The following is a 6,330-nucleotide window of genomic DNA, read 5'->3' as shown; positions in this document are numbered from 1 at the left end:
GCGAACATCACCCGTCAGCAATTCAACGTGTCGATACTCGTTAGACATAAGCCTATACCCAAGCCTGTGCTTGAGCCTTTCTGCTTATGCCGACTGTCCGGTCGAAATGGGGGGCAGTTCACCAACCCACCAAGAGTGACGACATCCGCCGCGATAGCGATCGGCGCAGTCACAACATCGGTAGCGATCCGAAAGAGACGATCAAACATGATTTTTTACCTCGCTTAGGCAACTTTTCTGGTGCCGCGCTGTTCGTTCCCGAAAGGAGCCAGTCATGCACGCTCAAACAATTTGGGATTTGGAAAGAGGATTTTGGCTGGAAGGCGTGTCTTTTTATGTGCAGCACTTACACCAGCAAGCATTGATGGTCCTACCATCCGTAGGCACCCTCAGTCGCAAATCCATTCTGGAGAGTTTGAAAGATGTGCCGAGGTGGGAAAATGTTCTCATGCACGACATGACGCTGGCCGAAGATAGTCATTGCATTGCTATTACATACGTAGCTGAGGCGCGACGCGCAGGCGAACCTTTATATCACGCGAATTGTAGCTCTGCGTATGTTGGTTCATCTGACTTTTGGCAATTGATACTGCATCATCAAACGCAGAGCCTCTAGCGAGCACACCGGCGCTCTCGCCGCTGAAATCGAATGGAACAATTAATCGATGATGCCCGTTCTCTCCTCGTAATCGAAAAGGAGAATGAAATGGCACAGACCACCGAAGGCATGCTTTCCGAACAAATCGACGCACTGCGCAAGGAAATCAGCAGCCTATCGTCCCGATTGTCAGATCATCTCGGGAATCTATCCGGCGCAACCGACGACGCCCTCGCGTCCACGAAGGACGCTGTGAATGTGCTCGCCGAAGGGGCACGTGAACATGGCCAGCGTGCTGTGCAATACGCACGAGAAAATCCCGGAACCGCATCGGCGTGGGCATCCGTCGGTCTGGTGGCCTTGGTTGCATGCATGCTCATGAAGGGCCGCGGCAGTCGTTACCGGTAGATTCCGTTGAGCCAGCCGGTTGAAACAGACTATCGCGGACCTTGCCGCCAGTCGGTATCAATCCTTCCTTCCTCAGCTTTATGGAAATACTGGGAGCAGACCAACCAACCCTTAATTGGTCTCAACAACAGAACACATGCAATCACGATGATCGGCAGGGTCGTGATTGCATGAACCCAGATCGGTGGATCAAAAACTGATTGCAACCAGATACCGAATAGCAGCGCAGGCACCGCGGCGATCGACATCGAAAAGAATGCGGGGCCGTCAGCGGGATCGGCGAACGAATAGTCCAGACCGCAAACCTCGCACTGCTTGGCTAGTGTTAGATAGCCCTTGAACAGGTGTCCTTGTTGGCACCTCGGGCATAGTCCTCGGACACCGGTACGAAACGGACTGTTCGTTGCGGAATACGTCATGTCTGGCTCCTCCAACTATCAATTAGGAGGACCCAACAATCAATCAAGCCAATCGTGCCGGCGGGGAGCCTACCGCAATAGGCTCAACCCGCCGAACCAGCAGCCGGAGGAGAAACGGCGCTGGAATAGTTACCCCACCGGCAATGCCGACAGGGGCGGCTCTTGTAACCGCACTGAAATGAAAAGGCCGCGCATGGCGGCCTTGATGTAGTCTTCCCCTCATTGGGGAGCTGAAGGGGATCGGGGTGCACTACGCAGGTTGTGCGATATTCCAGATATTTCGATACGCCAGTGGATGAAGCTCCAGATCGTCCATAGCGCCCTGAACCGCAGCTAGCCCGCGGAAAACAAGAGACCTTCCCGCTGCAGTTGCCTGCTTGTGCCTGAAGCCGTCTTTCTCGCCTATTTCGGCCAGCGTATGCCCGCCCAGCACCGCATCCTCAAATGGTTCGAGGAGGGGCCCAAGCCTTGACCGCAGATAGGCAAGTATCGGTCTTGTATCAATTTTCTCGAGCAGCAGATCGTCCGTGAATTTCAAACTGAGGCTCGGAGTTTTACCGGTCTTTGGAATTGGCATCGTGCCATCGTCGTTCTCGAAGTAAGCATCGACTTTGACATTCACCTTGCGCATTGCAGGAAGGGCATAAGCTCCTTTGCTTCTGCGCAGCTTGCCGGAATATTCGATTTCTCCACCTTTCACGCCGCCTTCCCAGTTTCGTGCGGCAGCGGCCTCTACATCTTCGACGCCCTTTAGGCGTTTGCTTTCTTGAGCAGCGTGCAGGCCTGCATCGTATCCGTAGTCTTGGCCCTTAAGCGGCTCGGCCTCGGCTATGGCTACAAGGCGCCGGTATCGCATAACTAGCTCGATAAAGCCGTGTAGCTTGTCTCGGCGCAAAACCGCCAGCAGTGGGAAATCCTCGTTATCATTCGCAGGAACGGCAGGATCTCCGATAGACTGGCGCTGTTTGATGCGTCGCAATTGCGTGGCCATTGCCTTGGTTTCCTGCTTGGCCCGTGCTGCTCGGTCCAGATAAATCACATTTCCCATCAAGCTGCCTCCTCATTCAGAAGATCCGACAGGTACACGCCGTCGACCGCATAGAACTCGAATTCTTCCCGGCGCTTAATTGCCGCCGTCTGCCAGCCTCTTAGTTCCAAGTCTCGTGCATACGGAGATGATGAATGCTGGTCTTCATCGATCGGGCAGTTGTCATTCGCGGCGAAATATTTGTCTTTCAGTTTCTGCTTCATGCTGCTTTCCCCTTCTCTTGTGCAAGCCACTCCAGAACGGCCGTAACGGCCTGCTCAGCAGCTTCTGTCGTTGTGGTGGCTCGGATGACCAGAACCGTGTAGCCAAGCCGCTGTAGGGCAGCGTGGCGGTCTTTCTGGGCCGGCGACAGTCTTCCCTGCCCGACCTTGTTCTCGATCATCAGCAGACGCCCGTATTCGCCATAGATGCGAAGGTCCGGTTCGCCGCTGGTCATTCCTGTTGCGATTGCCTGAGCCTGGGCTCTTGGCCCGCGCTTGCTGGCGTTCATGTCACCCGCCAGCAGGAACTGGCGTTGGTACTGTGGCAGTCGGCGCAGGCTGGCTACTTGTGCCGCCTGTAATTCCCATTCGAGCGGCAAGGCGGGCTTGGTGGTCACCTTCCCGGCCTTGGTGGTGATTTTGACGCGAGCGCCGTTGATACGGACGGTTTGTGTTTTGGTGGCGGTCGTGGTCGTAGACGTAGGCGCGCGTGTGCGGCTGCGTGCCATGTGAGCTCCTCGTGTTTATTGCGGTATGCCGTTGGTAGCGGCGAGAGGAGTGTGGAGTGCCTCAATAAATGTGGTGTTAATGACCGACGTAGCGTGGCGAAAATTTTCCGCCCGCTTCAAATCAGGTTGTATTCTGGAATTGGCAAAAATCAGGAAAAGTGCGCACTTCTCAAAACTCGAGAACTGCGCGCCGCGCGCTTTGTGCGTAAGTTTCGATATAAGAACACTTACGCACCAAAAGCAGCGTGCATTTGCGAACTTCTTTTAGGTCATTTCGAGAAGTGCGCAAGAAGAAGTGCGCAAACTTTTAGTTGTATTTTGATTGTGACACTGGGTTGTATTTTAGGCGACCTGGGCCGCTAACGGGGTGTTATCGTTTTGGGCCTCCAATGCCCTCTCGAACCAAAATACTGGCTTAGGAACCGTCGCATACGGTTCGAACCCTTGCGAACGCAACCATGCCACTTGTCGGGCATTGAATGATGGTAAGCGATAATCGCGGCAGGCTACTAACATGTGTTTGTAGTCGCGCCAATCTTCGAGTGATTTGGCGCCCTTCTCCCGATTGCAGGGCTTGCACGATGGTACAAGATTCTTGAGCGCATGGCTGCCCCCGCGTGATTGTGGAATCAAGTGCTCAACGTCAAAAATATCAGCAAGTTTTTCTCCGCAGTAGTAGCATTTGCCATTCGTCTTCGCCCATACAGATGGCGCTATCAGGGGTCTGATCGACGCCCAGCTTAATCCGTTTGTAATCATCAATTCTCCATTTTTGAGGGAAACGGCTGACTTTAAAAAGGCCTGCTCGTCGCCTGCCATTCTATCGCACCCCGAGTGGAATCCCGTTAATGGTGGCGAAAAATCTTGGCTACGGCTTTACGGCCGGGCGACAGTTCGCGTTAGCCATGACACTGAAGCCAATACTCATGCCGCATCATGGCCGGCCATGAAAACAAATTAACTTATATTTTTCAATAGATTAAGACATTTTAACACTGAACACGTGTACAGATTTGACAATGAATAACACCGATACAATAATTGATACCACCAAGTAAATATGAGAATAAAATGAAACTAACAGCCCGCCCTAAAAATAAAAAAGGTGAAACTAGAACATTGAGTGAGCAATCACTTGTAACTGATATTGTAGAAGATTGGATTGAGCAGAGGATACTGCCGGGTGCCGACGGTTCAATAAGGATAAAATTCATAGCAACAGGCATAGATAATGAAAATGCCTCTTATGAATACAATATTCGCCTTACAAAGGAAGAGGTAGCAGAAATAGCCTCCGCTCACTTCCTGCAGCCGTTATATGAAAAAATTGGTGCTCAGGCGAATAAAATTGCAGAGTTGAAAGATAAACTAGAAATGGGCGCGGATCATGAAGGCGCTGACCTATAAAGCATCCTCCTGCTGTCAAATCTCCTAAATACGAAAAACCCCGCTCGATGGCGGGGTTTCTGATTGGATATCCCGCAATGCAACTATTTAGAGAACGGTTGCGTGTCGGAGCCGGATGCAAGCTTCTTACCTGATGAATCCAGAGCATTCACTGTGATTTTGTAATAATGGACTCCGCTCGGTGGGCACGGCCCCTTGTAGCGGAATGCACCATATGGAATCTGCGCTTTTCCAGTGTACGCCACTTTGCCGCCGCCATGGGTGAAGTCGATTGCGTTCTTATCGATCATCTTGAACTCTAATGTCTTTGTCCCCGCTGGCACGCCAGAAACCGAAATGGGTGGCGACTTCGGGTCAAAGCACTTCTTTGTCGGTCCCCATTGGAAAGAAACACCTAAATCCGCAGCCATGGCGCTCGACGCACACAGCGAGACCGCCAATGCAATTACCAGTTTACGCATATTGCCCTCATTAATGCCCCATGAAGGGAACAGCCCCTCATCCCCGAGCTACACCGAAAGATATCAACGCCCATTTCCGATTCGCGTCAATGGTGCATTTCAAATATGAAAGCGGAGCCGAAGCCCCGCTTTCACGATTTAATTTCCGGCCGATATCACGTTGAGTCAAACAAGCGCCCCTCTCCCTGGAGCTGCAGCAGCGGTGCGGTAAACTCTGCGCTAAAGCCTTCGGGTCTATATTCGGACCTAACTTCCCCCGAACCAAGAAGCCCCATTCTTATGAGTTTGGAGCCAAAACCCGACTTTGTCGGCGGGGCTACCGGCGGTCCTCCGATTTCGATCCAATTCATTGAGAAAACCGGCTCAACCTGCCTTTTGGATATAGCAACGTTCAGTTGCACCTGCCCCGTAGGATTAGAAAGCGCACCGTACTTAATCGCGTTTGTTGTCAATTCGTGGACCAATAGCGAAATGGTCGATGCGCCCTTCGGGCCTACCGATACATCTGGCCCTGCCATGTGAACGCGATCGTCTACTGCAAGCGCAGTTGTTACTCCAGATACGATCTGACGCAACGAACCTTCCGAGCTTTTGCCGAGCCTCAGTACATCATGCGCGTTCCCCAACGCAGAAAGCCGCTTTATGAATGTATTAATGACCTCTTCATCGGCATTGTTATTGAATGTCTGGCTCGCAATAGCGGACACCACGCTGAAGGTATTCTTGATGCGGTGAGCGAGTTCGGTATTCAGAATCCGGGCGTGCTTTTCGGCTTCCACTTTTTGCGTGGTCTCAATGACCGTGTCGATCATCCCGCCGACCCGACCCTGTTCATCAAAGATTGGGCTGTAGCAGAATGTGAAATAGCATTGTTCATCATATCCGTGTCGATCGATCACGAGCGGAAAGTCTTCGATAAATGTCGCCTCGCCAGCGTAGGCTTTCTGAACCATGGGCAGCAACTCATCCCAAGCCTCCGACCAGATATCGCGGAACGATGCTCCCATGCAGTTCTCTTTTTCCCCGAGAATTGGTCGGAAAGCATCGTTATAAATCGTCGTAAACTCCGGCCCCCAAATGATTGCTTTGGGAAAATGCGAAGCCAACATCATCTGTACTGCAGTGACCAAGTGCGCCGGCCAACTCGCTGGCACCCCTATGGGGTTCCGGCTCCAATCCAACAGCCGAATTTCATCAGCCGACTGACCACGCGCATGCAGGAAGGGCACCGCACTGTCCATAGTGTATTCCAATTTGTTCGAGGAAGATTCGTAGGCGGC

At 52.3% G+C, this 6,330-nt stretch carries 10 protein-coding genes; 3 read left to right on the top strand and 7 right to left on the bottom strand.

What is annotated here, in order from left to right; all coding sequences use genetic code 11:
* Positions 1-274 precede the first annotated feature (274 nt).
* Together ACS5UA_RS19270 and ACS5UA_RS19265 are read left to right on the top strand one after the other, a co-directional pair.
* The gene (locus ACS5UA_RS19270) at positions 275-616 is read left to right on the top strand and encodes a hypothetical protein (protein ID WP_100652387.1); all 342 of its coding nucleotides are present in this window, start codon (positions 275-277) and stop codon (positions 614-616) included.
* Between the two features lie 90 nt (positions 617-706).
* Positions 707-1,006, top strand: coding sequence for a hypothetical protein (locus ACS5UA_RS19265; RefSeq protein ID WP_241084472.1), 300 nt, complete (start codon positions 707-709; stop codon positions 1,004-1,006).
* A 29-nt stretch (positions 1,007-1,035) separates the two neighbouring features.
* On the opposite strand, the gene ACS5UA_RS19260 is transcribed toward ACS5UA_RS19265, so the two are convergent.
* From ACS5UA_RS19260 to ACS5UA_RS19240, 5 genes are all read right to left on the bottom strand, one after another.
* Positions 1,036-1,425 (bottom strand): DUF983 domain-containing protein, encoded by a 390-nt coding sequence (locus tag ACS5UA_RS19260; protein ID WP_100652391.1) that lies wholly within the window; start codon positions 1,423-1,425, stop codon positions 1,036-1,038.
* 250 nt (positions 1,426-1,675) lie between these two features.
* The gene (locus ACS5UA_RS19255) at positions 1,676-2,473 is read right to left on the bottom strand and encodes a hypothetical protein (RefSeq protein WP_350303245.1); all 798 of its coding nucleotides are present in this window, start codon (positions 2,471-2,473) and stop codon (positions 1,676-1,678) included.
* The gene (locus ACS5UA_RS19250; protein WP_021587347.1) at positions 2,473-2,676 is read right to left on the bottom strand and encodes a hypothetical protein; all 204 of its coding nucleotides are present in this window, start codon (positions 2,674-2,676) and stop codon (positions 2,473-2,475) included. The genes ACS5UA_RS19255 and ACS5UA_RS19250 overlap by 1 nt, the downstream gene beginning before the upstream one ends.
* On the bottom strand, positions 2,673-3,182 hold the full coding sequence (locus ACS5UA_RS19245; RefSeq protein ID WP_350303244.1) for a VRR-NUC domain-containing protein: 510 nt from the start codon (positions 3,180-3,182) through the stop codon (positions 2,673-2,675). The genes ACS5UA_RS19250 and ACS5UA_RS19245 overlap by 4 nt, the downstream gene beginning before the upstream one ends.
* Before the next feature lie 342 nt (positions 3,183-3,524).
* Positions 3,525-4,001 carry an HNH endonuclease gene (locus ACS5UA_RS19240; RefSeq protein ID WP_350303243.1) on the bottom strand — a complete coding sequence of 159 codons (477 nt, stop codon included), beginning with the start codon at positions 3,999-4,001 and terminating at the stop codon, positions 3,525-3,527.
* A 252-nt stretch (positions 4,002-4,253) separates the two neighbouring features.
* Here ACS5UA_RS19240 and ACS5UA_RS19235 point away from each other — a divergent pair, with 252 nt between their 5' ends.
* A complete protein-coding gene (locus ACS5UA_RS19235; protein ID WP_350303242.1) occupies positions 4,254-4,589 on the top strand; it encodes a hypothetical protein in 336 nt (111 codons plus the stop codon).
* A gap of 83 nt (positions 4,590-4,672) precedes the next feature.
* Here the strand turns inward: ACS5UA_RS19235 and ACS5UA_RS19230 are convergent, their stop codons facing one another.
* Positions 4,673-5,050: a phospholipid-binding protein gene (locus ACS5UA_RS19230; protein WP_025091064.1), complete on the bottom strand. Its 378-nt coding sequence runs from the start codon at positions 5,048-5,050 to the stop codon at positions 4,673-4,675.
* Positions 5,051-5,205: 155 nt separating this feature from the next.
* Positions 5,206-6,291 carry a sensor histidine kinase gene (locus tag ACS5UA_RS19225; protein WP_138725181.1) on the bottom strand — a complete coding sequence of 362 codons (1,086 nt, stop codon included), beginning with the start codon at positions 6,289-6,291 and terminating at the stop codon, positions 5,206-5,208.
* Positions 6,292-6,330 lie beyond the last annotated feature (39 nt).

This window comes from Brucella sp. RRSP16, assembly GCF_052246815.1.
Lineage (GTDB): Bacteria > Pseudomonadota > Alphaproteobacteria > Rhizobiales > Rhizobiaceae > Brucella > Brucella intermedia.
Note: the sequence above shows the minus strand (reverse complement) of the source record. Positions and strands in the feature narration are given on the sequence as shown.